The sequence below is a fragment of the Solidesulfovibrio alcoholivorans DSM 5433 genome (genome assembly GCF_000702665.1).
In the GTDB taxonomy this organism is placed as follows: Bacteria; Desulfobacterota; Desulfovibrionia; order Desulfovibrionales; family Desulfovibrionaceae; genus Solidesulfovibrio; species Solidesulfovibrio alcoholivorans.
In genome coordinates this window covers 1-2,093 of record NZ_JNJA01000055.1, presented here as the reverse complement: position 1 = coordinate 2,093, position 2,093 = coordinate 1, and the positions used below count along the sequence as shown (strand labels likewise).

General features: G+C 59.6%; 1 protein-coding gene. It reads right to left on the bottom strand.

Translation table 11 applies throughout. The features are described 5' to 3' along the window. Positions 1-282: 282 nt before the first annotated feature. Entirely contained in the window at positions 283-1,554 is a 1,272-nt protein-coding gene (locus Q368_RS0122735; RefSeq protein WP_029461302.1) for a hypothetical protein, read from the bottom strand. Between the last annotated feature and the right edge of the window lie 539 nt (positions 1,555-2,093).

Below are 2,093 nucleotides of genomic sequence, written 5' to 3'. Positions count from 1 at the left end.
TTTTTTTTTTTTATTTCTCGATTCCGGGAGTGGAAGGCGTGGCTTGGTGTTTCGTGGCGTTACAGGACGTTACCCGCCGGATGGGGCGGCTCTGACGGACAGACCTTGGTAACGGGCAACAGCCGACGCCGGCTCTAGGGGCCGGCTCACAGGAGCCGGAGCGCTATAGGGGTAGACCAAGTAAAGGAGGGAGACCGAAGGCCCGAGAAGAGGCCCATACCATTACTAGGCAGGATTTATAGCTAACCAGCCGTAGCTATTAAACAAGGGGATGTCGCTGGCCTAGTTCGTCGGCACCGGGTACTTTGCGTCGATTCCGATGGCGATGCCGTATCGGGCGGTCCACGCCCTGTTCATCGCAGCGACCAGTTCGGGGCCTTTGGACAGCGGGACGATGAACGAGTCATGAACAGGAATGGCCGGGATGTCTTGGGCGGCCAAGTTCAGCAGGATGCCCTCGGCCAGGAGCGAGTCCGCGTACTGGAGCCGCAGCCCGGCACCGGAGCCAAGAAAGCCGGCGATGGGGGCATGACGCTCTCGAAGGCCAGCCAACCAGACTTGCAACTCACCTTGCGAAACCGTGACGCCGAACTCCTGACGCACGCCGCGTTGAGTCGCTCGTATCGCGGCATCGTCTGTTTCCGCATTGATGGCGGCGAGCCACAGCGTTTTCAGCACGTCCCTGACGGCCTTGTTGTCGTCCATGGACAGGTTGGGCAACGAGTACATGTCGCCCGCCGGGGGAATCGCGCCGGCCTGGGCGTACAGCAGGCGGCAGTGCAGTCCAGAAAAATCGTATTCGGTCGCCGGCTCCCCATTGATGAGCAGGTGCGCGCGGTATCGGCAGGGGATGCCCTGTGCCCAATGGCCGTAGAAGCGCCCGCCACGGTCCATGACGCCGTTGTTGAACACGCGGTAAACAGTATCGCAGCGAAAGTCAGGACAATGGCCCAATGCGGTCACAAGCTCGGCCATCTCCTCATCGTCAAGGTCTAGCCTGACGGACGTTTTCCGCAACAGGTCGTTTATGACTCGGACGTTGCGCTGCATCATTGCCGTCCTTCGCGTCTTCGGCACTGCCAGTGCCACCTTTTTTCCCTTCGCGTCCTTCTCGGCGCGTAGATACAATTCGTCATGCTGGCGAACTATATCACCAGCCGCCACCTTGGCCGAAAGCATTAATGCGGCAAGCCGGTCCATCGCCCTCATTCTTGCCTGTTTCCCGCGACTGGTGACGTGGTTGTAGTAGCCACCGTGCTTTTCGGCGTAGCCAAGCGTGGCCATTGAATCGACTACCGTCGTCAGTATGTCCCGGTCGAAATGAAGCAGCGCCATACGCTCGCCGACGCCGTAATAATCTCGGCCGCGCGGGTAGGCCACGTAAAGCGTCGGGTCATCGCTCCAGGCGGAGAACAAATCCAGGGCCACGGCTGCGACGTGCTGGCGGTAACGCTTGTGCAGTTTACCACGGCCAAGCAGCGCGGCGACCTCGGCCATGAGCTGGTTTACCACCAGGGCGGCCCCGGGGTGGCCGGACATCTTGTGCACGTCCATCGGCCTGGACCAGTCCAGTGGAGAGATGGAGCCGTGCCGGCTAGCTTGTGAATAACTAGAGCTTGTCGAAAGGATAGGAGCCGCTTCGCCCATGTGTCATGCCCATTTTTTGCGCTTTTGGGCTTGACCGGAAATGAACAAGGCGGTATATCTGGCTCGTCACTGCGCGATATTTCACCTAGAAAGCTCCACGTCGTAGCCCACGTTTTTCCACATGAAGCCCGGTTGCCCGCCGGGCTTTTCCTTTTCCAGACGAAATAATATCGCCATTGCTTTATGCGGTCAAGGCGTAGCGTCCATGGTGCAGTTGCCTTTCCCCTCGTGGCAGCGCGAAGCGCAGGCTGTTCGTCTCGTCGCCGCTGATGGACGCCGGGCTAATTTGGGAGATGGATCGGGCGTTTTTCGGTCCTCGCGCGCACGCGCGTTCTTTCTTTTAATTCCTTTTAATACCTTTAGGCGGCTGGGAAGCTAGGCGTGGCCCGGGCTCCGGTGGGGTCCGCATGTGCGCAAAACCACACGGGCATGTGCGCAAAACCACA